The organism is Nostoc sp. C117, assembly GCF_043099735.1.
Lineage (GTDB): Bacteria > Cyanobacteriota > Cyanobacteriia > Cyanobacteriales > Nostocaceae > Nostoc.
This window is the reverse complement of sequence record NZ_CP170991.1, coordinates 6,754,070-6,779,803: the sequence shown is the minus strand read 5'-3', so window position 1 is coordinate 6,779,803 and position 25,734 is coordinate 6,754,070. Positions and strand designations below refer to the sequence as shown.

General features: G+C 40.1%; 25 protein-coding genes. 8 read left to right on the top strand and 17 right to left on the bottom strand.

All coding sequences use genetic code 11. The features are described from left to right. Positions 1 to 172: 172 nt before the first annotated feature. From ACFG4S_RS29045 to ACFG4S_RS29025, 5 genes are all read left to right on the top strand, one after another. The gene (locus ACFG4S_RS29045; protein ID WP_392532363.1) at positions 173 to 1,774 is read left to right on the top strand and encodes an efflux RND transporter periplasmic adaptor subunit; all 1,602 of its coding nucleotides are present in this window, start codon (positions 173 to 175) and stop codon (positions 1,772 to 1,774) included. After that, positions 1,771 to 4,893: an efflux RND transporter permease subunit gene (locus ACFG4S_RS29040; RefSeq protein ID WP_392532362.1), complete on the top strand. Its 3,123-nt coding sequence runs from the start codon at positions 1,771 to 1,773 to the stop codon at positions 4,891 to 4,893. The genes ACFG4S_RS29045 and ACFG4S_RS29040 overlap by 4 nt, the downstream gene beginning before the upstream one ends. Before the next feature lie 172 nt (positions 4,894 to 5,065). Then, complete coding sequence (locus ACFG4S_RS29035) at positions 5,066 to 5,389, top strand: DUF433 domain-containing protein (RefSeq protein WP_392532361.1); 324 nt, start codon at positions 5,066 to 5,068, stop codon at positions 5,387 to 5,389. A 15-nt stretch (positions 5,390 to 5,404) separates the two neighbouring features. After that, the gene (locus tag ACFG4S_RS29030; RefSeq protein ID WP_392532360.1) at positions 5,405 to 5,755 is read left to right on the top strand and encodes a DUF5615 family PIN-like protein; all 351 of its coding nucleotides are present in this window, start codon (positions 5,405 to 5,407) and stop codon (positions 5,753 to 5,755) included. A 204-nt stretch (positions 5,756 to 5,959) separates the two neighbouring features. Beyond that, positions 5,960 to 9,106, top strand: a complete 3,147-nt coding sequence (locus ACFG4S_RS29025; RefSeq protein ID WP_392532359.1) for an efflux RND transporter permease subunit — start codon at positions 5,960 to 5,962, stop codon at positions 9,104 to 9,106. Between the two features lie 47 nt (positions 9,107 to 9,153). Here ACFG4S_RS29025 and ACFG4S_RS29020 read toward each other — a convergent pair whose 3' ends face one another. After that, positions 9,154 to 9,408 carry a hypothetical protein gene (locus ACFG4S_RS29020; protein WP_392532358.1) on the bottom strand — a complete coding sequence of 85 codons (255 nt, stop codon included), beginning with the start codon at positions 9,406 to 9,408 and terminating at the stop codon, positions 9,154 to 9,156. A gap of 382 nt (positions 9,409 to 9,790) precedes the next feature. Here ACFG4S_RS29020 and ACFG4S_RS29015 point away from each other — a divergent pair, with 382 nt between their 5' ends. Next, the gene (locus ACFG4S_RS29015) at positions 9,791 to 11,038 is read left to right on the top strand and encodes an ISL3 family transposase (protein WP_392530245.1); all 1,248 of its coding nucleotides are present in this window, start codon (positions 9,791 to 9,793) and stop codon (positions 11,036 to 11,038) included. Between the two features lie 95 nt (positions 11,039 to 11,133). On the opposite strand, the gene ACFG4S_RS29010 is transcribed toward ACFG4S_RS29015, so the two are convergent. From ACFG4S_RS29010 to ACFG4S_RS28995, 4 genes are all read right to left on the bottom strand, one after another. Beyond that, on the bottom strand, positions 11,134 to 12,642 hold the full coding sequence (locus ACFG4S_RS29010) for a GH3 auxin-responsive promoter family protein (RefSeq protein WP_392532357.1): 1,509 nt from the start codon (positions 12,640 to 12,642) through the stop codon (positions 11,134 to 11,136). Then, a complete protein-coding gene (locus tag ACFG4S_RS29005) occupies positions 12,642 to 13,250 on the bottom strand; it encodes an acyltransferase (RefSeq protein ID WP_392532356.1) in 609 nt (202 codons plus the stop codon). Before ACFG4S_RS29005 ends, ACFG4S_RS29010 begins: the two co-directional genes overlap by 1 nt. Beyond that, the gene (locus ACFG4S_RS29000; RefSeq protein WP_392532355.1) at positions 13,247 to 13,999 is read right to left on the bottom strand and encodes a sterol desaturase family protein; all 753 of its coding nucleotides are present in this window, start codon (positions 13,997 to 13,999) and stop codon (positions 13,247 to 13,249) included. Before ACFG4S_RS29000 ends, ACFG4S_RS29005 begins: the two co-directional genes overlap by 4 nt. Positions 14,000 to 14,071: 72 nt before the next feature. Continuing rightward, the gene (locus ACFG4S_RS28995; protein ID WP_392532354.1) at positions 14,072 to 15,091 is read right to left on the bottom strand and encodes a Rieske 2Fe-2S domain-containing protein; all 1,020 of its coding nucleotides are present in this window, start codon (positions 15,089 to 15,091) and stop codon (positions 14,072 to 14,074) included. Positions 15,092 to 15,219: 128 nt separating this feature from the next. Here ACFG4S_RS28995 and ACFG4S_RS28990 point away from each other — a divergent pair, with 128 nt between their 5' ends. After that, positions 15,220 to 15,438 carry a hypothetical protein gene (locus ACFG4S_RS28990; RefSeq protein WP_392532353.1) on the top strand — a complete coding sequence of 73 codons (219 nt, stop codon included), beginning with the start codon at positions 15,220 to 15,222 and terminating at the stop codon, positions 15,436 to 15,438. 64 nt (positions 15,439 to 15,502) lie between these two features. On the opposite strand, the gene ACFG4S_RS28985 is transcribed toward ACFG4S_RS28990, so the two are convergent. From ACFG4S_RS28985 to ACFG4S_RS28935, 11 genes are all read right to left on the bottom strand, one after another. Continuing rightward, positions 15,503 to 15,805, bottom strand: a complete 303-nt coding sequence (locus ACFG4S_RS28985) for a 2Fe-2S iron-sulfur cluster-binding protein (protein WP_392532352.1) — start codon at positions 15,803 to 15,805, stop codon at positions 15,503 to 15,505. A gap of 124 nt (positions 15,806 to 15,929) precedes the next feature. After that, positions 15,930 to 16,421 (bottom strand): hypothetical protein, encoded by a 492-nt coding sequence (locus tag ACFG4S_RS28980; RefSeq protein WP_392532351.1) that lies wholly within the window; start codon positions 16,419 to 16,421, stop codon positions 15,930 to 15,932. Further along, a complete protein-coding gene (locus ACFG4S_RS28975) occupies positions 16,418 to 17,533 on the bottom strand; it encodes an AAA family ATPase (RefSeq protein ID WP_392532350.1) in 1,116 nt (371 codons plus the stop codon). Before ACFG4S_RS28975 ends, ACFG4S_RS28980 begins: the two co-directional genes overlap by 4 nt. A 373-nt stretch (positions 17,534 to 17,906) precedes the next feature. Next, on the bottom strand, positions 17,907 to 19,085 hold the full coding sequence (locus ACFG4S_RS28970) for a P-aminobenzoate N-oxygenase AurF (protein WP_392532349.1): 1,179 nt from the start codon (positions 19,083 to 19,085) through the stop codon (positions 17,907 to 17,909). A gap of 39 nt (positions 19,086 to 19,124) precedes the next feature. After that, entirely contained in the window at positions 19,125 to 20,030 is a 906-nt protein-coding gene (locus tag ACFG4S_RS28965; protein ID WP_392532348.1) for a ferritin-like domain-containing protein, read from the bottom strand. Positions 20,031 to 20,150: 120 nt separating this feature from the next. After that, a complete protein-coding gene (locus ACFG4S_RS28960; RefSeq protein ID WP_392532347.1) occupies positions 20,151 to 21,203 on the bottom strand; it encodes a Rieske 2Fe-2S domain-containing protein in 1,053 nt (350 codons plus the stop codon). Positions 21,204 to 21,208: 5 nt separating this feature from the next. Next, positions 21,209 to 21,949 (bottom strand): hypothetical protein, encoded by a 741-nt coding sequence (locus ACFG4S_RS28955; RefSeq protein ID WP_392532346.1) that lies wholly within the window; start codon positions 21,947 to 21,949, stop codon positions 21,209 to 21,211. Between the two features lie 261 nt (positions 21,950 to 22,210). Then, positions 22,211 to 23,215 (bottom strand): Rieske 2Fe-2S domain-containing protein, encoded by a 1,005-nt coding sequence (locus tag ACFG4S_RS28950; protein WP_392532345.1) that lies wholly within the window; start codon positions 23,213 to 23,215, stop codon positions 22,211 to 22,213. Beyond that, entirely contained in the window at positions 23,202 to 23,606 is a 405-nt protein-coding gene (locus ACFG4S_RS28945; protein ID WP_392532344.1) for an Mpo1-like protein, read from the bottom strand. Before ACFG4S_RS28945 ends, ACFG4S_RS28950 begins: the two co-directional genes overlap by 14 nt. A 135-nt stretch (positions 23,607 to 23,741) precedes the next feature. Continuing rightward, a complete protein-coding gene (locus ACFG4S_RS28940; RefSeq protein WP_221709229.1) occupies positions 23,742 to 23,927 on the bottom strand; it encodes a hypothetical protein in 186 nt (61 codons plus the stop codon). A gap of 2 nt (positions 23,928 to 23,929) precedes the next feature. After that, positions 23,930 to 24,415 carry a type II toxin-antitoxin system VapC family toxin gene (locus ACFG4S_RS28935; RefSeq protein ID WP_392532343.1) on the bottom strand — a complete coding sequence of 162 codons (486 nt, stop codon included), beginning with the start codon at positions 24,413 to 24,415 and terminating at the stop codon, positions 23,930 to 23,932. Positions 24,416 to 24,751: 336 nt separating this feature from the next. Between ACFG4S_RS28935 and ACFG4S_RS28930 the strand changes: the two genes are divergently transcribed. Continuing rightward, on the top strand, positions 24,752 to 24,901 hold the full coding sequence (locus ACFG4S_RS28930; protein WP_392532342.1) for a hypothetical protein: 150 nt from the start codon (positions 24,752 to 24,754) through the stop codon (positions 24,899 to 24,901). Here the strand turns inward: ACFG4S_RS28930 and ACFG4S_RS28925 are convergent. Continuing rightward, positions 24,890 to 25,666 carry a uracil-DNA glycosylase gene (locus ACFG4S_RS28925; RefSeq protein WP_392532341.1) on the bottom strand — a complete coding sequence of 259 codons (777 nt, stop codon included), beginning with the start codon at positions 25,664 to 25,666 and terminating at the stop codon, positions 24,890 to 24,892. The two genes, ACFG4S_RS28930 and ACFG4S_RS28925, sit on opposite strands and share 12 nt — an antisense overlap. Between the last annotated feature and the right edge of the window lie 68 nt (positions 25,667 to 25,734).

The following is a 25,734-nucleotide window of genomic DNA, read 5'->3' as shown; positions in this document are numbered from 1 at the left end:
TTACTGGTTTGATTTAAACTCGACAAAATCACAATTTTATAAGGCACATCGAGCAAACCGGAAAAAACTAATTATTCAGATGTGCCGCCTCAAATAAAATTCGGATAAGTGGGAGTTGAGGTGGTAAAGGATTTCACTGTTTTTAATAAACTAAAATGCATTGGAGGTTCTGATGAACCATGAAATTTCTAACGAGAGTTTGACTGAGAGCAGTATAGAACCGGAGCTACCACAATCGCCAAAAAAGAAAAAGATTACTTTGATAATTTTGGGCGTGCTATTACTGGCTGGACTAGGTTTTTTTGGCATCTATGCAGGTGCAGCCAAGTCAGACAAAAGTGAAAAATCTGGGCGTAATAAGCAACAAGTTACACCTGTAACTGTAGCAATGGTGACACAAAAAACGGTTCCGATACAATTGCAGGCCATTGGCAACGTGCAATCGGGATCTACAGTAGCGATTACACCCCAAGCTAGCGGACGGATTATTGGAGTTTATTTCAAGAAAGGTCAAGATGTGAAAAAGGGACAACTTTTGTTTACCATAGATGACCGATCGCAAACTGCGGCAATCCAGCAAGCTCAAGGTACTGTCGCCAAAGACCAAGCTTCGGTACAACAAGCAAGAGCCGCATTAGCTAGAGATTTGGGTCAGGTAGACCAAGCTAGAGCCACTTTAGTCAAAGACCAAGCCTTAGTGCGACAAGCCGAGGCGAATTTGGCCAAGGATCGAGCGCAAGCAGAATTTGCTCAGGGACAGAGCGATCGCTATACTGCGTTATACAAAAAAGGCGCAATTAGTTTAGATCAAGCACAGCAATACGTTTCCAACAGTAAATCGGCTACAGCAACACTTCAGGCAGATCGAGAAGCGATCGCTAATGCTGAAGCAGTTTTGAAAAGCGATCGCGTGGCGCTGACTAATGCTGGCGAAGTTGTCAAAGGGGATCAAGCTGCGATCGCTAATGCTCAGGCTGTTGTCGTTTCCGACCAAGGAGCATTAGACAATGCCAAAGTGCAATTATCTTACTCCAAAATCTATGCCCCAATTGATGGTCGTGCAGGGAATGTTTCGGTGACTCAGGGGAATGTGGTGCAAGCTAACAGCAGTGCTTCGCTGACTCAGGGGAATGCCCTGCAAACCAACAGTACGGCTGGTACAACTAGCAGTTCGACTCCACTTGTTACCATCACCCAAATTCGCCCGATTGAAGTTGCTTTTTCCATTCCCGAAACAAATCTACCCCAGGTGCAAAAGTATATGCGGAATGGCAAGCTGAAGGTAGATGTGACATTCCCCAATAGTCAAGGTCATTCGACACCAGGGGTTTTGACATCTGTTAATAATACGGTTGATAACACCACGGGAACGATTCAACTGATTGGCCAATTTGACAACGCTCAAGGAAACTTGTTTCCTGGTCAATTTGTCAACGCCACCCTAACGCTGACTGAACAACCAAATGCAACGGTTGTTCCTTCCCAAGCCGTGCAGAATGGCCCCGATGGGCAGTTTGTCTTTGTAGTTAAGCCAGACATGACAGTAGAAAATGTTCCAGTTACAGTTAGCAGCACCATTCAGGGGCTAGATGTGATTCAGAAAGGACCGCAACCAGGCGATAAAATTGTTACCGATGGTCAAGCGAATCTCGTTTCGGGTAGCAAAATTCGCATTAAAACAGCCGGCAATGACTCGAATGCAGGTGGAAATTCCCCAAGAAGAGGAAGGGGGCAGGGGGGAGAATCTCCTAAGTCTGGCGGAGGTGAATCATGAACCTTTCAGAACCATTTATCCGTCGCCCGATCATGACGACTCTGGTGATGGCGGCGATTTTAATCTTCGGTTTCATGAGTTATCGCTTGCTGCCAATCAGCGATTTACCAAGTGTGGATTATCCTACAATTCAGGTAAGTGCTTCCCGACCGGGAGCCAGCCCGGAAACAATGGCAGCATCGGTTGCCCGTCCTCTAGAAAAGCAATTTTCCAGTATTGCTGGACTCGATTCGCTCAACTCAACTAGTACTCTGGGACAGACTCAAATTACCCTGCAATTTAACCTGAGTCGCAACATTGATGATGCGGCGCAGGATGTGCAAGCGGCGATATCAGGAGCATCGGGGCAAATTGCGACGGATTTACCTAATCCTCCTACCTACAGCAAAGTTAACCCCGCAGACCAACCGATTCTTTATCTTTACCTGGATTCTCCCACACTGCCGCTTTCCCAGGTAGATAATTATGCCGAGACTTATCTGGCGCAAAAGCTATCTACAATCAATGGGGTGGCACAGGTAGCTGTCTACGGTTCCCAAAAGTATGCGGCTCGAATTCAACTCGATCCGCAACAATTGGCAGCGCGGCAAATTGGGCTAGATCAGGTGGCGACGGCGATTCAACAAGGTAACGTCAATTTGCCTACCGGCAGTCTTTCAGGAAATCACAAGAATTTTACAGTTCAAACTAACGGACAACTTGAGGATGCGGCTGCTTATCGTCAGTTGATTGTCTCTTATAAAGATGGAATGCCCATCTATCTCAATCAACTGGGTCGGATCGTTGACAGTGTAGAAAATGACAAAGTAGCAAGCTGGTACAATAATACTCGCGCCATTATTCTCACCATTCAAAGACAGCCCGGAACCAATACAGTACAAGTCGTAGACACGATTAAGAAATTGCTCCCGAATTTGCGAGATCAGATTCCGGCATCAGTAGAAATTGGTATTCTCTATGATGCATCTCAATCAATTCGAGATTCAGTAGATGATGTCAGATTTACGTTGATTCTGACGATCGCTCTAGTTATCTTAGTAATTTTCATCTTTTTGCGGAACCTCTCGGCGACGGTGATTCCCAGTTTGGCGTTACCCGTTTCGCTGATTGGTACTTTTGCAGTGATGTATTTGCTGCACTACTCACTAGATAACCTGTCGCTGATGGCGTTGACCCTTTCTGTGGGCTTCGTCGTGGATGATGCGATCGTTATGCTAGAAAATATCGTCCGTCACATGGAAATGGGGGAACGTCCCCTAGAAGCGGCGTTGAATGGGTCGAGAGAAATTGGTTTCACAATTCTGTCGATGACACTTTCCTTAGTTGCAGTGTTCATCCCCATGTTGTTCATGAGTGAAGTGCTGGGACGATTATTTCATGAATTTGCTGTGACGATCGCAGTTGCAATTCTCGTCTCTGGTTTTGTGTCTTTGACTCTGACTCCCATGTTGTGCAGCCGTTTTCTGCGTCCTGTGGATCATGCTAATCAAAGTCGGTTATATCAAGCTTCCGAATATGTCTTCGATCGCTTCCTCGGTTTGTACGATTGGAGTCTCAAAAAAGTCTTAAAATATCACCGCACCACAATGATTTTATCTGTCGTTCTATTGGCGGTGACAGTTGGGTTGTTGCTGGTAGTTCCTAAAGGCTTTATTCCTAGCGAAGATACCGGACAAATTACAGGCATTACCCAAGCAGCCGAGGATGCATCCTTTGATAATCTTGTCCAGCATCAGCAGACAGTTGCTAACCTGATTCGTCAAGATCCAAATGTAGATGCAGTCAACTCCAATATCGGGGCGGGAGCGAGTGCTAATGGCAGTGGGGCAGCAGTTGCAGCCAATTCTGGAAGTTTGTTTATTCGATTAAAACCGCGATCGCAGCGCCAACTTGGGGCTGACGAAATCGTGCAAAATTTGCGAACCAAACTCGCCACTGTTCCAGGCATCCAAGTATTCTTACAAAATCCCCCAGCAATACCCATTGGCGCTCAACAAAGCACAGGACTTTATCAGGTTGCACTTCAGAGTTCTGATGTCAAACCCTTGCAGGAATATGTTCCTCAACTTGTTCTCAAGATGAAGAACTTGCCAGAACTCCAGGATGTCAACAGCGATTTACAATTTGCTTCCCAGATTCAAATTGACATTGACCGCGATAAAGCCTCAACTTATGGGATCACCGCCGAGCAAATCGAAAATACCCTCAGAAGTGCCTACGGTTCCTATCAAGTATCAACTATCTATGCAGCAACCAATGAGTATCAGGTGATTTTGGAATTAGCACCGCAATATCAGCAAGATATCAATGCTCTGTTGACCTTATACATTAACTCCAGCACAGGAGTGGCAGTTCCTCTGAAGACATTCGCCAAACTATCTCAGGGAGTCAGCCCGTTAATGGTCAATCATAACGGTAGAATGAACGCCGCTACCATTTCCTTTAACCTTGCCCCCGGTGCGTCCTTGGGAAATGCCAACCAAAAAATTGCAGAACTGATCGATCGAGTGATTCCTAAGAGCATTAGCACCAGCTTTCAGGGCGCAAGCCAGGTATTTCAAAGCTCACTGCCGAGTTTGGGTTTACTGTTAGCGATCGCTATCTTAGTAATTTATCTAATCCTGGGTATTCTCTATGAGGATTTCATTCACCCAATTACGATTCTTTCCGGTTTGCCTTCAGCAGGTTTTGGGGCATTGTTAACGCTGATAATATTCCATGTCGAACTCAATGTTTATTCCTTCATCGGCATCATTCTCTTAGTGGGCATCGTCAAGAAAAACGGCATCATGATGGTGGATTTTGCCATTGAAGCCCAGCGAGAAGAATTAAAAAAACCGTCTGAGGCGATTTATCAAGCCTGTTTAGTGCGCTTCCGTCCGATTATGATGACGACAATGGCAGCATTAATGGGAACCTTGCCTATTGCGATCGGATTTGGGGCTGGTTCCGAATCCCGCCGTCCTTTGGGGATTGCAGTTGTGGGTGGATTGGTGTTTTCTCAGATATTGACTCTGTATTTAACACCTGTGTTCTATATATATATGGAATCATGGCGGAAGAAACTCAATCAAGTTAAGTTCCGGCGGGTATTTTCATTTTCAGATGGGCGATCGTGATTTTCTACAAGCAATATCAGTCTTTTACCTATACTCGATTTAACATCAATTCTCCAAAGCAAGACTACAGATTAAAATAATTTGTAATTACGAATTACGAATTACGAATTACGAATTATGAAATAGTACCCCACTAAAATTTAGATATTAGCGTTTTTGGAATAATTACACTATGACTTTAGCACTAGAACAAGAAATTCCTCCCTTAAGTGAAGATGCAACAGGTGCAATTCGGATAGGTAATACAAGGGTTTTGCTAGAACTGGTGATTCGTAGCTTTCAAGATGGTGCATCCCCTGAATCTATTGTTGGGCGTTATTCATCCTTGTCATTATCTGATGTATACCTGACAATTGGCTACTATCTTCGACATCGAGATGCTGTCGAATTATACCTCGAACAACGCGAACAATTAGCTGAATCTGTTCATCAACATCTGTCAAATGTTCAACCTGATTTGAGCCTAATTCGTTCTCGCTTATTAGCCCAGCAATAATTTTAAAAAATGTCAATGCTGAAGTTATTGAGCGATGAGAATTTCAATGGGGATATTGTGCGAGGACTATTTCTGCGTCAACCGAATCTTGACTTACTTCGCGTTCAGGATGTTGGTTTGCAGGAAGTTGATGACCCAGCAATCTTAAATTGGGCAGCAGCAAGCGATCGCATAGTCCTCACTCATGACCGGGCAACGATGCCAGATTTCGCTTACGAGCGATTGTTAAAGGGAGAGCAAATGTTGGGTTTGTTCGTAGTCAACGATCGGATGCCAATTAGACAAGCAATTGACGAATTGCTGCTGCTGGTTAATTACAGCGATCAGTTGGAGTGGAAAGGGATTGTCCTATATTTGCCCTTATGAAATATAAAAGGGAAAAGGGGAAAGGGATAAACAGGTCGCCCACAAGGGGCGAGGTTTTTACCTGCCCCATAAAATTTGGATTATTTCGCGCCACTTGCGGGCGAGGTTTTTCCCTTTCCCCCTTCCCCTTCTTTATAAACCAATACCGTTCAGTTAGGTCAAAAATCAGTAGCCAAAATTCACATTTCTGGGAGAACAAAACTCATGAACCTTTCAGAACTCTTCATCCGTCGTCCAGTCATGACCACTTTGGTAATGATGGGTATCCTCATTTTCGGTCTCATGAGTTATCTACTGTTACCCATCAGTGCCCTACCCAACGTTGAATATCCTTTTATTTCTGTCTCTGCTAGTCTCCCTGGTGCTACCCCAGAAACAATGGCATCTTCAGTCGCCGCACCCCTAGAAAGACAGTTTACCGAAATTGCCGGACTCAATTCATTCAATTCCACCAGTTCAACAGGCAGCACTAACATCTCCCTACAATTTGACTTTAGCCGCAGAGTAGAAGATGCCGCCAAAGATGTACAGGCAGCCATCTCAGCAGCAGCCGGACAACTACCAGCCGGAATGCCTCACCCCCCCACCTACCGCAAAGTTAACCCGTCTGTCTCACCGATACTCTTCCTCTATATGTATTCGGAGACACAGCCAATCTCGACAGTTGATGAATACGCAGAGGTAACAGTTGGTCAGCCAATCTCAATGATTGATGGTGTTGCTCAAGTACAGGTTTTTGGTCAACAGCAATATGCAGTCCGCGTCCAGCTTGACCCGCGAGAGTTGGCATCGCGGGGAATTGGTCTAAATCAGGTAAAAACTGCAATTCAACAGGGAAATGTCAACTTACCAACTGGTAGTCTCTCTGACACTTACAAAAGTTATACAATTCAGGCGAACGGTCAACTCACCGATGCTGCCAGCTATCGCCAGCTAATTGTAACTTACAAGAATGGTGCTACCGTGCGGCTCCAGGATTTGGGGCAGGTAATTGATAGCGAACAAAACGTCAAAGTCTCGAATTTGTATAGCGATCGCAAGGTGACAAACCGTCATTCTGTCGTTCTCGCTGTGCAGCCGCAACCAGGTGCCAACACGGTAAATATCGTTGATTCCATCCAGAAACTTTTACCTACACTCCGCGAACAAGTTCCCAAATCCATTGAGATGGGGATTATGTACGATCGCTCCCAAACTATTCGAGCCTCTGTCAATGATGTGAAATTTACCTTGGTTCTCTCGGTTTGTCTAGTTGTCTTGGTAATTTTCTTATTCTTGCGTGACATCACTGCGACGCTAATTCCCAGTTTGGCGCTACCTGTAGCGATTATTGGGACTTTTGCTGTGATGTATCTGTCGGGCTTCTCGCTGGACAACCTTTCACTCATGGCGTTGACTCTCTCCGTGGGCTTTGTCGTGGATGATGCGATCGTTGTATTGGAAAATATCGTCCGTTATCGAGAAATGGGCGAATCTCCTCTAAACGCGGCATTGAAGGGATCGAGGGAAATCAGCTTCACCATTTTGTCAATGACCCTTTCCCTAGTGGCGGTGTTTATCCCGATTATGTTTATGAGTGGAATAATCGGGAAATTATTTCATGAATTTGCCGTGACGATCGCAGTGGCAATTTTGGTTTCGGGTTTTGTTTCCCTCAGTCTTACCCCGATGTTATGCAGTCGCTTTCTGCGTTCACATCAGGAAAAACCAAATCGGCTGTATCGAGTCTCAGAACGGGCATTTGATTTACTACTGCGGGGATATGATTGGACGCTCAAGCCCGTCTTAAAATACCGCTTGATGACACTGATTGGTTCTGGCATTCTGCTGGTAATGACCGTCTATTTGTTCGTCATCGTTCCCAAAGGATTTATTCCAACCGAAGACACCGGACAACTGATGGCGAATACGAAAGGAGCGCAAGATATTTCTTTTGATGATATGCGGCGTCACCAGCAAAAGGTTGTTAATATCATTCGTCAAGACCCTAATATTGAAGCCGTTGACTCAATTGTGGGTGCAAGTGGCCCGAATGCATCGGTAAACTCCGGGCGAATTACGATTCGGCTCAAGCCACGTTCTCAACGTAAACTGAGTGCTGACGAAATCATTCAAGAGTTAACCCCCAAGTTGAGACGTGTAGTTGGGGTTAAAACATTCCTCCGTTCTCCGCCAGCTATTCCCATCGGTGGACAACAAACGAATTCTACTTATCAGTTCACCTTACAGAGTTTGAATTTACAAGACCTGCGCCAATACGTTCCTAAACTTGTAGATAAAGTCAAAACCCTACCAGGACTCCAGAACGTTGACAGTGATTTACAACTCAGCACTCCTCAAATCCAAGTCAAATTTGACCACAACAAAGCCGCAACCCTTGGCATTACCGCCCAAGAAGTTGAACAAACTCTCAGCGCTGCTTATGGTTCTAGCCAGGTGTCAACTATCTATACCCCAAATGACCAATTTTATGTAATTCTGGAAGTAAAACCGGAATTTCAACGAGATCCTAGCGCTCTATCGATGCTCTATGTGCAATCAAGTACTGGGAAACTGGTTCCTTTGAGTGCGATCGCTAATATTACTCAAAGTGTCGGCCCTCTCACCGTTACTCACGTTGCTCAACTCCCCTCTGCAACTATTTCTTTTGACACGCTTCCAGGAACGTCTCTCAGTCAGGCTACAGATGCCATTAAGCAAGTAGCCAGTGAGGTGCTACCCTCAACAATTACCACCAGCTTTCAGGGTTCAGCCCAGACTTTTCAACAGTCCTTCAACGATTTAGGCGTATTGTTGTTGGTGTCTATTTTAGTCATCTATCTGATTCTCGGTATCCTCTATGAGGATTTTATTCACCCAATCACCATTCTTTCGGGTCTACCTTCGGCGGGTTTTGGCGCGTTACTGACGCTGCTAATTTTCCAGGTTGATTTAAATCTTTACTCTTTCATCGGCATCATCCTGCTAGTGGGCATAGTCAAGAAAAATGGCATTATGCTGGTGGATTTTGCTATTGAAGCGCAACGAAAGGAAGGAAAAAATTCCTTTGATGCCATTTATGCCGCTTGCTTGATTCGCTTCCGTCCAATTATGATGACGACGATGGCAGCTTTAATTGGCACACTTCCCATTGCTCTGGGGACAGGAGTAGGTTCAGAAGCGCGTCGTCCTTTGGGGATTGCGATCGTTGGGGGATTGGTGTTCTCTCAGATATTGACTCTATATCTGACTCCAGTGTTTTACATTTACATGGAGACATGGCGGAAAAAGCTGAGTAGGCAAAGTCGGAAAGCTGAAAAAACTGATTACAGGCGATCGCACTTCTATAGTTTATTCCGCAACAAAGAGTAGATTGATTTGAGGAACGTGGCGCAGCAACCCAACATTATCAACCTCATTTATTGGATAGTTTCGAGGCGAAAACATTTAAATGCTCTAGCTGCTTCAGGAATTAGCTCAATGTACCAATACTCATTCGTTTCATCTGCAAACCAATTAACTATTGCAAGTGCTGGTTGCCTAAATTCATCATCTTTTACTCCAAAAAACTTGCAAAATTTTGCACCTAAATAACCAATTTGTCCAGGAGAATCACCATCATATCCAGCAGCTTCAGATAACTCCCAAGTACGTAATCTGCGATTATCTTTCATAAAGTAACAATGCTGATACAACTTATCCAATATGGCTTTATGTCCTAGAGTTAATCCCTCATAAATTGAGTGGAAAGCCTCTAGATATTGTTCTTCTGAAAAAATCTAACGTTCAGCATATTTCAGCACTTTATTATTCTCCCTTTCGATTTACCAGAATACTAATATTAACTTTGTTACAAACATATTAATACTAAACATTACTTTAAATAACTTATTTGGTTCTTCAGCACTTGTTATGCTAAATTGTTAGCCAAAAAGCTTAATAAATAAAAATAATCGTATCAGCTATTGAGAAAAAACTTTGACCTAATTGACTTATAAAGCATATTTGTTGTTAGCTGTAATTACAAGAGAAATATTTTTTGGTGTATTTACAGTCATGAATAGGAAACAAAATATTAAAATCCTAACAGCGCTTCTTGATTTAAAAGATGTGAAAGTTATATCTCATCGGATTCATGAGGGGATAGGAATGATTTTACAAACTGAATCAACAAAATCATACAGTAATTGTCCTCGCTGTGGTACAAAAAGCCATAGATTACATCAAAATCATCGATACGTTGTTAAAGACTTACCTTTTGGAGAAAAGCCAGTATTTTTAGAAATAAATAGGAGACAATTCAAATGTGAAAAATGTGAAAAACCGTTTAGTGAAAAGCTAGATTTTGTAAGTAAGAAAAGAACTTATACAAAACGGCTAGCAGACAAGATAATACAAGATGTTGTAGAAAATGATATTCATAGTGTAGCAAATAAAGGGATAGTGACAACAGAAGAAATAGAAAGAATGTTAAAAGATGCCTCAGAAAAATTATCTGATAACAAACCTGATTTTATAAAAAGGCTTGGAATTGATGAAATAGCTCTAGTTAAAGGCAAGGGTAATTACTGTGCAGTATTAATAGATTTAGATACATCTAAATTAATAACTTTGTTAAGTGGGCGCACACAAGAGGTAGTAAAGAAAACCCTTATAGAGTGGGGAACTGAGGTTTTAGCACGAATTGAGGAAGTGAGTATAGATTTGTGGGTAGGTTACAAAAATGTAGTAACAGAATTAATGCCCAATGCTCAAGTAGTAGCAGATAGATTTCATGTGATGACACAAATCAATAAAGAACTAGATACACAAAGAAAACAAGAGAAGCGGAATCTAGAAGAATTAGTTAAAAAAGCGCAATCATTATCAAAAAAATCTAAGTACGAAAAAGTATTGTCGGGACTAAAAAATAGTAAATACGTTTTATTGAAAAATGAGTCAGACTTAAATGAAGAGCAGATAAACAAACTTTATCAAGTGAAAAATTTATCTCCTATTCTCAAAGAAATGCATGAATTAAAAGAAAAAATTAGAAAGATTTTCAATAAGACAGATAACTGGTATCCGGGAGTTTTTAAACTCGGGATGTGGTTAGCAAAAGCTAAAAAATATTTTCCCAAGAGTAACAATACTATTATCCGTTGGTTTGATGAGATTATTGCTTACTTTGATAATGGGACAACTAGTGGTGTTGTGGAAGGCATTAATAACAAACTTAAGCTAATTAAACGTTCCGGCTATGGATTTAGAAACTTTGATAATTTCCGAGTTAGATGCTTGTTAAATTGGCATTTAAACTATTAGTTAAGCATATTATGTACTGAAGAACCACTTATTTTTGCTAGATGAGCAGTTAAGATTTAATGGGAATTAATAAAATCTTGCGCTCTTATTAAGTTTTAAGTTCTCAATCGCCAGTTCAATTCTTGTAAAAGTTCAGTGCTAATAGGTGATGTTGCCAGAATTGGATGTTTAATACCTCCCCAAATACTTCCAGTGCGGATACGATGGGAAACTAATATTTCCGGAATTTGATTAGAAATTAAAACCTCTGGTGGTGCAAGTTGACCGAGCGATCGCGCTCTCTTGTAATGATACGATTCTGATAGAGCCAGATCCAGTTTTTGAGCAATAATTTTTGGGATTTCTATTGCCGAATCTAATAATAGAATATAGTGTGGAGGATCGGCAATGGGCATCAAACTTTTAAAATTAGTTTCTTGCAAGTTCAATTTAATAAGAGCATTATTTACAAAGATTTCTTGCAACTTTTCGCCCACTAAATCGCTAACAGCTTGATGTCGTCCGAGAAACTCTAAACAGGGAGTGTGGCGATAGTGATGAGTTACCCGGATGCGATCGCCTATTCGATAACGATACAATCCTCCTTTCTGGGATAAAATAATTGTGTATTCCTTGCCAATGTTGAGTTCATGTAAACCATACAGCGAACCAGTCTCATCCTCGAACTCGAAAAAAACTTCATCGAGAACCGGTACACATCCCCCAGCTACAATCAACGGAATCGTCATTGGGGCTTCCGTTGCTAATAGTCCTTTACCTTGAATTAATACACCTGGAAATTTTAATCTTAATCCTTGCGCTTGATCTGCTGCATTGGCGCTATCCCAGCAAGAAATCAGCTTCAAATTTGGCCAGAGTTCCATCCAGGGAATATGACTTTCGCTAAGGAGTTGCAGCCGATGATGTGAGATCCGGTTGTGTAATTCTTTTAGCAGTAAATCCTGATTTTCTTGAATATATTTTAAATGTACTTGCAGAAAACTAGGACTCCAAATAGAAATAATTTCTAGTTTTTCAGCCTCTAATAATGCCAAAGCCAGTTGATGTTTAAACAAGTTCGCATCATGCAGCCGATTAAGTTTATTTGGCATCACCAACCAAGGACGCAAAAACCAACGCAACCAGCCATCTAAGTAATCTAAATCATCTTGTATTTGGCTATCAGCTACATTTAATTGCGGCGAGATACAAGCATAAATCTTGCCTGTGGAAAATTTTGGGCCGTGTATAATCAGATCGTGTGCCCATACACAGAACATTTGATTAAACGATCGCCGCAAAGATTGAGTATAAGGAATCCATTTTACCGCTCCACTACTACCAGAGGTTTTTTCGTAGAATAAAATGGGTTCGGGAGTGAGGGAAATTTGTTGAGGTTTTTGATTTAAGTAAGGTTCGAGGGTATCATAATCTACAATTGGTACACGCTGCCAATCGTCTACAGAATGAATTCCCAAAGTTTTACCATACTCACTCTTGATTAGGCGATCGCAAATCTCCTTCTGTACAGATGTCTGCATTAACTCTGGGTTATCCAAAGCTTGATGAAATCGCCTCGCAGTTGGTGCAAGGATTTGCCCAAAAAGCTGAATAATCGGACGCATTATTGCACCTTTTGATTAGGATAAAGGTTACTGACTGCTGGTACATAAGAACCATCACCAATGACTACACCAGCAGCAAGATTAGATCCAGCACCGACAAAAACATTGCTGCCAATCTTGACTTTTTTGACATACAACATTAAATTTTGCTTGCGGGGTTTAATGACATGAGAATAGATACCGACACCATGCCCGATAACGACGCGATCGCCAATTTCTAATAAACTGCGATCGGCAATCTCCAATCTTGTTGTCCAGTATACATCTCGCCCCACTTTAGCACCCCACAATCGCAACCAACAGGAAAATACCCCCGGAATCAGTCGCAGCAGTGCTTCCAACACCGGAATTGCAATATAAATTACCTGGATTTGATGACTACCCCACCAGGGATTATATTCTTTATTTTGTAAATAACTAATACCTTCCCGCACAGGATAAACCCATTCATGCAAGCGGTAAACTAGCACTGGTAGCCCATAAATAGAAAGGAACACCGCCAGAATGCTGAAGATGTTGGGTGAATAGGCGAGGTAGATTATTGCTGCCCCAGTTAACAATAATATAAAGGTGGGAAAAAATAAAAGAATTTTACTTATAACTGTCATGAAAATGGGAATAAAAGTTTTTGTAACAGGTTTAATGAGCTAGGAATTCCGATTATAGATGGCAATTTTTTGCTTTCATAATATGTTCCATGTAACTTGTCCCAAATTTTCAGATTAGCTCCATAGTTATAATTGTGGACTTCGCGGCAATGATGCCAAGCATGGTCCTGTGGTAAGATTAACCAAGAAGATAAAAATTGGTAAAACCAGCTATTTTCAGGAATTATCAAACTGCTATGTCGCCATAAATCTAAGGCAGAAGTTAAACTGACTCCAAGTAAATAACCTGTTGGATCGGCTAACAGATACAAAAATAAAGTGTGTATCCATAAATAAATAATTAACAAACTTGTCCAAAGTGTGTTGCGAGAAGTTCCTAATACATCCATCTGAGTGACAGTATGATGTACTTGATGAACTTTCCACAACAATTTAGTATGCAATAAACGATGATTCCAATAATATAAATAATCAACTACAACAAAACTGATCGTAAAAGCCGGAATTAATAATATTTTTAAATATCCTTGTTGAGCGGGTAGTAAATGTTGATAAAGCCAATAAACTAAAGTCGCTTGTAGTAAGGGAATTAAAATTCCTTGAATCGTTAATCCTGTACCATCTAGCAACCAATCTTCACGACTTTTAGCTTGAAGTTGAGTTCGTCCAACCTGATTGCTAATAGTCCAACCAACTAATCCGATAAAAGAACCGAAAATTAGCAATTGTGCAAAATTATCTATTTCCACTTTTAATTGCTCACACTGATTAATTACGAATTACGTTAGCGAAGCGGGGCGTAGCCCATTACGAATTATTTTTTAAACCCAAAATGTAACTTTTACTGATTGATTTGGCAATAAACGCGGATCTTCTCCACGACATATAGCTGCCATAATTGACTCGACAAATATATGAATTGTGTCCGCAGGGGTATTATAAAATTGTGTCCCGTATTTAGCGATCGCTTCCCCCTGAATACCCAAAATTTCCACGTCTTGGCGGATAATGTGTTGAGCAGTCCACCGCACAAAAGGACGTGCTAATTTATTCCAGATACCATAGTTATAAGTGACATCCGTGTAAACCAGAGTTGAATTATCGGTTTCTGGAACAGATTGACTGGTAATGAACAAATGGCGATTATGTGCCATCTTATACTCTACAGAGGTAATATTTGGCATATAAAAGCGATCGCTATGTTTAATCTCTGCACCCTGCAAATTCAGAAAACGGCTGTACCATCCCAAATTACTGTTTTCGTTGCGATACTCCACCAAAACCGAACCATTCCACCGTTCTACAGTCATCTCTAACTTTTGTTGGCGGGAAGTACGGAAAACACCAGGATGAACAAAAGCCGTATGGGGAATATCAATAAAGTTCTCCGCACAATTAGTAACATTGTTAGCAAAACGGTTAATTACCCGCACCGTCTCCCATCCCGTTTGTCCGTAGTGAGGCATAGAGAATGGTTCAAAATCAACGGGGGTATCGGCTAACCGCACATAAACGTAGCCATCTTGTTCTTTGGTAGCGTAACCCTTGGCTCGACGCTGTGGGGAAGGTTTGAAATCATCTCCTTCGGCTGGAACAGCAATAACGTTCCCAACCCCGTCATATACCCAACCATGATAGGGACATTGTAAAGCACCGTTACAGATTTTACCTGATGATAGACGGCTATTGCGGTGTAAACAGCGATCGCGCAAAGCTACGGGTTGTCCATCTTCACCGCGAAATATCGCTAACCATTCTCCTAAAACGGTGCGTGATAATACCTTGTTAGGTTGTAACTGTTCGCTGAGTGCGACAATGTACCAGAAATCTGCAAATTGCATGGTGGGTGGGAGCGATCGTATTTAAATTATGGCAATGTCTTGAGTAGAACTGCATTGCTGTATCTATCGAATTGCAAAAGAGCTAATTTACAATTAAAAATGAGATAACCTGAGATAGAAAAATCATCATGAAATTACAACAATTGCAAAAGCAGGTATTAGAGTTACCAATTAGCGATCGCTGGATATTAGTGCAGATACTTTTGGAGTCGCTACAGCAAGAAACTAGTTCTGAATTGAAAAAGGGTAACTTGTCCCGACTGCGAGGGATTGCAAAAGATATAGAAATATCAAGTGAAGATGTTGAAGTAGATTATATTAACTATCTGACTGAAAAATATCAATAATGCGAATTTTTGCGAGTCACTATCACGAATCCATACTTGCTCTTTTAGTTTTTTTAATCACCATCTAAACCTTACGAACTTGAATATTACCTGTAAGCTCAACTTGACAAGCTAACCGAACATTCGGAATATTAGCTGCTAACGTCTCCAACATTTCCTGTTCATCAGGTTGAGCAGGAGGAATATCACCAATAACCTCAATCAGACAAGTGCCACAAATACCAGTCCGACAACCAAACAAAACAGGCGAATTCTGAATCGTGAGATGTTCGGATAAATTTTTATGGGGTTGCAGAGTCAGGGGAGGGTAATCAGTTCCCGGAAAAGATATATTACAAAAGCCAGACATATATTGCACAGTATTCACTGAGAGTATTTATAGTAATTGTATAATCGTCAAGCTTAACTGCGGTAGCTCCCCTTTGCATCACTACTGATATTTGGGTTTTGTCGGTTGCAGTGCAAAGTTGGACATATATCATTTACCAACATTATTTCAAATTAAAGAGAAATGGTTTGACAGATGAAATCATACGCTCTAACTCAGTTTTATTATGTATAAGAAGATCGTGCCCCCATAATTCATTTGTGTTCTCTGAGCAATCTTTTGCAAGAGCTTCTCCGATCTTTTCAAAATTCTTGTTAATGTCTCTCCTTAAACCCTCTGGTTCAGATAAGACTCCAAGAACAAACACTCTATTTTCTAAATCATCTGGGATCTGTTCCTTCACATAACTAAATCTATCTTTATCCTCATCAAAATCAATCAGTAAAGCAATCATTCTGTCTGGGTATTGTCGCATTGTAGATGCATAGTTATTCGTAAATTTCTCCACAACGTCTTGCCAACCACGAGCCTCTGGTAGAACTTGAATAGCACGGCGTTCGAGGTTTAGATCAAGAATAAATCCGTTTGCAATCTGACGATTAGCATCGTCTTCAGGCAATACAAGAATGTGTGGTCTATGCTTATTTATGCTCATAGTTCTATATCGCCACTAATCAAGGCATCTACAAGATCACCTGGAACAGAAATATCATTGAGTAATCTGATTAAAGTTGGCTCTAAGTGGCTTTTTCGATCAAGTACAAAGGTATTCTCATTTGAAAACTTTCGGATTGCTTCTTGATCATGCGAAGTCACCAAAATTTGTCCACTATTCTTAAATGAGCGTCGCAGTGATGATATAAAATGTCCTACCTCTGATATGGCGAGATAGTTGTCAGGCTCATCCCAGAAGCAGAAAAGAGGGCCGTATGATTCATTGGCAGCTAAGACAACAGAGCAAAGAAAAAAGCATTTTTCCCCGTCAGATAAAGCTTCAAAGTCAACGCTCAGATTCGCATTATTTTCTTGAAACCGAACAATCATGCTTTTGGAGTCTTTGCCAATTAGTTCATTCAGAAAATCCTTAATATCAGGCATAACTTCATAGAGATATTGGACAACCTGTGTGTACGCCGCAGGATAGCGACTGAGTAACCCAGAAAACCATTCCCCGAAGTTTGAAGCATCCCGTTTTGGCTCCAAAGTATCGCCGTTGGAGTCTCCTGTCATCAAGCTTGGGATCGGGGCTAAAATAATCATGTGAGCAAGCCAAGTCTTGAAAATATGAATAGGATCAGTCTGAATTACTGGAAGCGCAACAAGATGCCAATCTACCCGAAACTGAGCCTCACGATTTTGTGAGTTGTTATAAACAGTGACTTGAGCTTCTTTTCGAGAGTATATTGGATCTCCTTCAATTATCAATTGCTCTTCAGAAACTCGAAGCTCTTTAAATTTTTCTGGCAACTCTAAGGCAAGGACATATTTATACAATTTTTCTTCAAGTAATACTTCTATTTCAAAGCGGATCGGAACATCAGACCTTCCACGAGCAAAATCTTTCGGGCTAATAAGTTTAAGGGGGGATTCAAGTTCGCGCATTCTATTAATGCCTCGACCAATGGACTGAAGTATCTCTAATGCAGAAGCAATAGTTGATTTACCTGAACCGTTTTTTCCAATCAAGAGAGCAGATGACATCCCCTTTATAGGCAGTTCAAAGTTTTCTAGGCATCTGAAGTTGTGTATATATAGTCTTTGGAGCATAGAGAAAAATTCCGAGGAGTGGAAAGTGAAAGAACTTTTTGAGCTGCCTAAGTAGTGAATAAGCATTGCCATGAAGATCCTGAGAATTCAGGTGCTTTGCTGATCTACAGAGGGATTAGCTACATATTAGATTACATTTACTTTCATCACAAACGCTATCCTCGATAAATGGGAAGTGATAGAAGAGCGATAAGTAGGTAGGCGTGAATATTTATGGTTAGGATAAGGTAGTAGGCAGAAAGCAAGAGGGTTTGAACCTCATCGATTGTATATCATTATACACAAACTATTCTCTTCACCAAATGCAAACAAACCAGTGTAAGCTCTTATACTTTTAATTTACACAAACTGAATTTTCCTTATTTTTAATAGTCTATTCAGTTGCAGCAAATCCCTGTAAATTATCATTATAATGTTGTTCAAAACCTTGAAAAGCATTTTTTTGAGTTGCCAAATATCGAGAAATTGAATTAGTTCGCATCAGTGACATATCCCGATTACGTTGCCAAAGATAATCGAGCTTTTCAACATACACCTGATAAGATTTCATCGCCTCCTGATGAGTTGAAAAACTGCGCTGTAATCCTTCCGACTCCTGCGTAAAACAACGCCGCATCATTTCTTTAGCATCTTTGTCACTCATCTCAAAAATTGGCGATCGCAACACCCGATAAATCTTACTATACAGCGCCGGCTCATACCAAAAAATACCGTTAATTGCAGCCGAAAAATGGAAATGATCGCGCTGACATCCTAGCAATCCTAAATTAGCCACCAGTCGCTCAAATTCAGTTGGTGGATTAAGACAAGTAACAACATCGTGAGATATAATTGTCGAACTATTGAAGTGAAAACTTTCATCCATGAAGTGATAATAGGAGACTTTAGCAGGAATTGGAGCAGCTTCAGGATGGGGATGTTTTTGATAATAATTGCTGAGTTTGTGCTGTACTAACTTGCCGTTTAGTGTCCGTACTCCCCGGACAGTGAAATACTGACAAGCCAAAAAAGTATTATTCGCAGAAATCAGCCCAAAGTATTGAAGTTGAATTTTTTTCCACCAAGTTTTTAGAGCATTGGTGTCAGCATAAACCATCGTTTCTGTAAAGGGGCCGCGCATGGGGTAAGTAAAGATAAGTTCCCTAAACAACTCTTGTTCAACCTGTTTGGCAATTGTGCGGAAGGCGTTAATGTGCGATCGCTCTTGGGCGGATTCCAAGTCTAATGTATCGCAGATTAAGCGAAAATCTTCTTGAGCGTAAAGTCCGGCTGCACTGGTTTGATTGAAAAAGATAGTTGCAATTTCCGCAGAAACAATTTGTGAGTAGTAAGCTACCCAGTAAAGTTGGTTTAAAATTATACGCTGATGTTGGCTGGACTGTTCCCATAAAGGTGTACCATATAGCAGGGAAAATTCCTCTGGGTTCCAATACTCGTTTTGGCAATCTTCATAGCGAAACTTGGTGACAGCTTCATCCATTAAAGGAGTATTATCTTGCTGTTTGTTGCGGGTGTGGTTAATTTGTAATTTGCGATGAATATTTTTTTCCATATCCGTTTTTATTTGACGCAGAGATAAAATTGAGATTTATTACACACATTGATAGGCGGGGAGTGGTTCAAAGGCTCCGCGTTCTTCTAAATTTTGCAGGATAGACTGGGCTGATTTTATCCCCATGAGTGATCGCAATATTTGTAATCGCGTTCCACTGTGGGTTTCGGTATCCAGTTCTTCTAAAATTTGGATTTTTTGCGATCGCGTCAGATGTCCTTTAACTTGTTCGATTGCTGTTAGTACACTTTGCGGCCCCACCTGTACCATAAACAAAAACTGTGCCAAGACATCAAGAATTGTTGTTTGACTGAATGCTGAAACAGTAATTTGATTAAACAAGGTGGTTCCCGTAGCGTGATGACGGGATTCAGATTGTAAAAAACTAGAAAAAAGTTCTGCTAAAACTGGATAGCAGCATTCCTTTGCCAAACGCCGATAATGGCTTAAACCCCATCCTTCTAAAACGACTTGCAGCACAAACAACAAAACTGTTTTATCTTCACTTTCAACCACTTCTGATAGTAAGTGCAAAAACGGATCGTCCGTGCTAGTTACTTTCATTTCTGGTAAAAAATGGCTAATTTGGTGAAGGTGGGTAGCTTCATCAGCCGTAAACAATCCATAAAGCATTCGTTCTTCAACTGTTTCTGCTAAAAGTACCATTTTTGCCATGTAGCCAACACCTGCTTTCTCTATGAAATATGATTCTTCTAACAGGCTGCGGTTGGCAAATTCCAGAATACCAGATTGCTCATCAATATTAGATTGTTGAAAAATTTTGACTTGATATAAATTGAAAAATTCAGCATTCCAATAATTTAATTGTGGGTAATTAACATAATTATTATGATTAGGTAATGCTGCTGTTAATATCCGTCGCAAACGGTCATCCGAATCTGTGTGCGGTAGGTCAAAACCAACAATATTATATTTTAAATCCATTTTCTCTGTTCAATTAAAGTAAATTCAAGGTTATACTAATTGTCTGTAAGTTTACACTTAATAATTACTCCTTCTCTCTCTTGGCGTACTTGGCGGTTCGTTTAATAATTAACTGCATCTTCATAGCGAATTACTATTAGGTGTTAATAGGGTTTGAATATCTGGATAATTAACAGTGTCCCAAGTTCCCCAGGTTAAAGCTTTCTGGTGATTAACGTGCTGAATAAATTCCAGAATAGATTGATCTGCTTTAATAGGAGTCTTTAAATCAAACTGAATTGTTTGAAATACCTGTGTATCCCCTTTTGCAAAGTAATTACCAACCTGCTGAGTTAACCATAACAAACCACGATTTAAAACACATCCCCAAAATCCCGAACGCTTAGGAGTGACAAGAATTGTTTGCCCTTCAGTTTTACCACCTTCTATCATTCGCAGTGTAAATATAATGTAGAAGTGCAGAAAATCCGGGCCTAGCGTCACAGTGCCAGTGCTGCCATACCAGTAACACATACTATAAGTAACTTCGTTGCGATATAAAGGACGAATCAGGCGAATTAACCAAGAATCATCCCCTCCTCGTGTAGTATTACTGAAGGTAATAGCGTTGAGGTTGAGGTTTTGAGAATCAAACACAATTTCTAAAGGCAGATTGTGTACTGTATTGAAATGGTGAGCATCAATCGCATTAATTAGTAAGACATTGGGATGGCAGTTTTTGACAAAGTGAGTCCCCAATATATAGTCACAATCTGCCTGTTCTAACTCTGGTACAAAAGGCAGCAAACTTGGCTTTTCTTCTCCCACCCAAACCCAAATCATGCCGTACTTTTCTGCCGTATGCCAAGTTTTAATACACACAGGTAGCGGTTTTCCCAAAGAAGGAACATCTACACACATTCCGCGACTGTCATACTTCCAATTATGAAAAAAGCAGCGAATTCCATCACCTTCTACCTTCCCTTCTGCTAAATGAGCGCCCATGTGTGGACAATAAGCATCTATAGCTACTACCTGATCGCTAACTCCCCGATAAATTGCCAGATTTCTACCTAGCAAAGTTATAGCTTTTACTTTGCCAAGCTTTAATTTTTTTGATGGTAATGTCCAGTACCATCCCTCTATAAATTGTGTTGAGTTATTAAAGTTTAAGTGTGGGTTGGTAGATGGCATAGAAGTTAAACAAGAACACAATCTCGCACAAATTTTAATGATGATTCTGACTTCCACATCCGTTGTCCAGAACGGGTGAGATTGTCATAATTAATTTCAGTTAAACAAACTAATTCATCACCTAAACGATAATCGGGGTTTTTTTCCTCAAAAAATTGGATATGGGGATTAGTTTGTCGTCCTGATGGAATTTCAATCAGCCCTTCCCGTAAAATTTGGGGATGCGGAAACCGGACAATACCAGTTGCTTCTTGATATAAGTTACCATAATATTCCTGTGCCAAATTACCCATTAGATGCTTAACATCAGTAGGTGTTGTGACATCATAACGCGGGTAGAAATCTTGCCAAAAAGTAGGCAGAAAACGATAAGTGCGAAAACCAGAGCAAATTAGCAGCCAGTAAAGTTTATTTTCGGCATAATTTTGACGAAGAAAATTGATGGCAGCAATCCAACTTCGTGGTAATGTTGTACTTGACCAAGCACTAGGATCAACAATAGTGTCGCCGGAATACACCACACTAATTTTTTCTCCCAAAAAAGTCTTTTGGCATAACATCAAAGTTGAAAATCCTTTGAGTACATTAGATGTTTCATCTCTCAACAACAAAACCCAGTTTTTACGCTCTAGATCAATTTCAAAACCAGCCCAGGTTATACCTTTAAAGTGATTTTGCAGCAGCGCATACATGGCAGTGCGATCGCTTTGTTGCAAATTTTCAACAGGAATCAGCAAACTCTTCATTGCACGGAAATTACCTAAACTCGATTTGTATTATATTTAATTAAAACTTTATCGACCATTATGGTAAATTTACGGTGTAATGTGACAGATTCCAGAATGGTTATTTACGCTACAATTCCGTATTCCCATCTTGCACCTTTTCAATAAAGGTTGATGTCAATTACGCACTCTACAAAATAATTAAGATGTATTTAGATTGAGAAACAAAACGCAACATTACCAAAGCTTTTGTTGGATTACGCGATCGCTAATCCAAAACTACTATTCTACACCCCTATTTTTTGACCATAGAGACGGTTTTAGCTGATTCACATACTTCATATATTCAGCTAATGGCCGATCGATACTAAGGAGTAAATTCGGATTAAAGCGAATATTATCGTAAATTTTGCCATCTTCATCTCTAAGCATATAGTAAGCCAAGCGAGTACAAAATAGCAAAAACTGACTAAGCAGATACCCTAGAATACCTTGACGTTTTTCAGTTACATAAATCGGTTGAATTATCGTTCTTCCAGGCGCAATCGGAGTGTAAGCATATATCATAAACAATGGCGGAAAAAGTCTAACATCCTTCATCATTGTTAACAAGCCAATGCAACCATGAGCATAACGCATTGAATATTGATATGTAGAACCAAGAAATTTTTGACCTAACTTTTCTCTCCAAGTAGTTTGAGGGAATTGTCCCCGCATTGTAAAGTCAATTTGCGTCCCTAATTCACTGCGATATAACGACAGATCCATTTTGATATCTAAATGATGAATTGTTTTTAAATGTTGAGCATCAATTCCATTCATCATACAAATATGGTGATGACAACTTCTTGCAAATGCAATATCAGCTTGTGCAACAATTTCTTTTCCCTTCAATTCATCAAAATCAGCTACTCCCTCTGGTGCTTTAGCATCTGGATAAATCCAGATAAATCCATACTTTTCCTCTGTTGCATAAGCTTGTAATTTAGCTTGAGTAGGAATTTCTGATTGACAGGGAATATTTTGACAAAGCCCTGTTTCATCAAATGCCCAATGATGAAATGTACAACGAATCCAATTACCATCAACCTTCCCAATTCCTAAATCTGTCCCCAAATGAGGGCAGTAAGCATCCAAAGCCCGCACTTGCCCATCTTCACCTCTAAAAATGGCAATTTTATGACCGCACACGTCTACAGATTTTGCTGTTTTTTTAGGGATTTCACGACTAGGACAGGCAATATACCAACCCTTAGCAATTACATTCCAGTTGTTAAATATTTGCATAATTGTTTAATATTTCTTGTCGTTGGCGAATATCATCTTGATATTTACCCATCAAAATCCTCAATAACATTTTACCCAAACAGTAAGAAGCCCGCCAAGAAAATACAGCATCTTGTAAATCAATATGGCTACGTTCAAATAAAAAATGTCCGGTTAATCCCAATAATTGAGTTAACGGTAAGCCCAAGAGTAACCAAAAATTTTGCGATTTCCAAGTATAAAAGAGTAAACCGTAAAAAAAGAATATTCCCAGAATGTGTAGAGTAATATTAATTGGATGTTGATGTTTAAGAATAAAAATATCCCAATAATCTGTAAAAGGATGATCCAAAATTTGATTATTAATCCGATTTTTTACCTTTTGTTTAGGATTAGAATTGATCTCACTCATGAAAAGATGTGAGTTTCCTCAGATATCGTATGGGCTTGTCGCCTTATAAACAATGGATCAAGACTACTGTCTTCAAAAGCGCATGACAATCAAGACTGATTTATTGAGTCTGCTGCCTACATTAATAAGGATGATCTAGCTTGCATTTTGATTCAGTGATTTGTTATACTCCCGCTTGATTGGGAGTCTTACCAGTCTATCCTTGTGTTCCGTTTGTTTTCTTTGTAAATCATTAAATATAGCTTGCAAATCATATTGAAATGATTGAGCGTAATCTTCTCTGTACTTGTGAATTTCTTCAACTATTTCGTTTTTGTACATGATTAAATCTCCTGATTATACCCTATGAGTTCATAAGGTGTACAAATAACTGGTAAAACATATCCAAGTTCAGAGCTAATTTGTGATAGCTTGCGCTGGATTTGGGCATTTGCCATATGTTTGCAGTTCCATGTTAGCAGATAGTCCAAACCATACACTGTTGCCAATGCTATATGCAGAGCATCGTTTGATGCTTTTGGTGGGAGATTACTTTGGCTGAGGAATGCTTGGGCAAGCTCTAGAGCCTCTTCTGTGAGTTCAAGGAGCATCAAGGATTGTAACATACTCAACCTTTGAGATGCGATCGCTGGATCTCCCTTAGCTGCTTCATCCTCAACAATTTCTGAAGCATACAGTATGAATGAACTACGATTTTCATTCCACCAGTCTTGTGTGATCTTGATGTTAGCAGCAAGAATGAGATTGTCTGTTGCTCTGGCGGTCAAGTGACCTAAGATGCTGGTTTCAATATAGATGCTTTCCTTCACGGCAACTTATGATTCCTTTTGATCCAAACTATCCCCTGAATTTATACTATTGATGGTTTTAGCCTCCCAAATGAACTAAAACAATCATACTTACCAGCGAGTAATAGAATTTATACGTTAATAGTCATTGTCAGCTACACAGATACCTTTACATTTAATACCGTTCGTAGCAGTGCGCTGACAATGAGAACATAGAACTTTTTCGTTTTCTGTTTCTTCATCTATTTTTATACTAGTGCTTGCCTGTAGATTGTCTTCGTTGGTCTGAAGTTTTACATTCATAAGAATAAGCATGAAGAAATTTTTTGCTGTTTAAATTTTACAAGTTCTTGAGAAGTGATTATCGGTGAGGCACAATTGCTGAATAAAGCGATCGCTCCACCCGCCGTAGGTATTATTCTCATAAAAATAGTGCGTTATATTTTCGTTAACGTAGCTTACAAGAAGAGCGATCGCACTGGCAACTACCCTTGTCTACAACCCTGATAAGTAGGCAAAAACTTTTTCCTGCCAGTAATTAATCCGGTTTTCTCGTGTTGGTGATTTACCCATTAGTTTACCCAAAGTACCATTTGCCGCACCACCGGGATGAGGAAACTCAAGGTGTTTTACTTCTAAATTTATACTTTTAATAGCGCTACTTGCTTTTTTTCCCCAGGTAACGATCGCAACTGGTTCAAAAATTTCTAACTCTGTCTTTAGAACTTGAATGAAGCGAGTACGATCTTTTTTACTTAGAGGAATACCGCGATCGCAACTAGCCTCACTAACCCATATCTTAAAAATATCTGTGAGATAGACTCGGTATCCTGCATCTAGTAAGACTTTGATCAAATCAAAGTATAGCCTTGTATTACGCAACTTCTCTCGACAACTCTTCAAGTGTAAAGCGTAAGGTGTTGCAATACCAATTTCCTCTACTCTTTTATCACTTTTTCTTAAAGGATCTTGTCCGAGGATAACAACTGTTTTCTTGTTTGAAATATTATTGTTCTTTTCAAGGAGACTGGGAATATCTACTCCAATAACTAAAGCGTCTTCGTAGCACTTCTGAAAATTTTCATCGTGAGAGTAAAAAATATTTCGGGTAAGCCTCTGATCGTCGGGATAGCCCTCTAATTCAAATTGTTGCAGCATTACATCATAGAAATTTTGTAGTTGATCTTCTGAAATATCCAGAACTTTAGATAACTCCTTATGCAAGGCTTCAAATTTGTTGGCTTTAAACTGGGAAAACAAGTAATCTGACATAAATTTAAAAGCTATGACCAATACAACATCAATGTAGTTTGCCCTTAATCTAATCTCTAAGTTAATGT